Source organism: uncultured Microbulbifer sp. (assembly GCF_947489355.1).
Classification (GTDB): Bacteria; Pseudomonadota; Gammaproteobacteria; order Pseudomonadales; family Cellvibrionaceae; genus Microbulbifer.
In genome coordinates, this window is record NZ_CANLDD010000181.1 from 1 (window position 1) to 445 (window position 445).

Here is a 445-nt window from a genome sequence, read left to right on the forward strand (position 1 = left end):
ACCAGAATCAATCTCCCTTCTGCTTATCCGATGAGGGTTAAAGGCAGTCTAGTAGTATCTGGTAGTCAATCCTCTCCGGTTGTCTTTAAGCCGACTGCAGATGCCTGTGATGGTATCGGTACCAAGAGGCAGGACTGGCCAGGAATTGAGGTTGTTGCCGGGGCTACGGCATCAATTGAATATGCCGAAATACACTGCGCTGCCAAAGGAGTGCACTTTAATGGAGGTGACGGCTCTATACGCAATTCACAGTTTCTTAATAATTATACCGGTATTCGTACTTGGGGGCAGATTACTCCGAAGATTTTTGGAAATACAATTAGTGGTAGCGAGCATGGGATTTATGTGAGACGTAATAGTAATCCACGGATTAATGACGGCAACGTAATCACGGAGAATCGTTACGGTATCTATGTCGATGGGTACTCTAGCGATGCGTCCCAGA

1 protein-coding gene is annotated in these 445 nt (G+C 46.3%); it reads left to right on the forward strand.

Annotated features, from left to right (window positions below):
- A partial coding sequence (locus Q1A48_RS21370) for a right-handed parallel beta-helix repeat-containing protein (protein WP_299948898.1) occupies positions 1-445 on the forward strand: 445 nt, incomplete at both ends.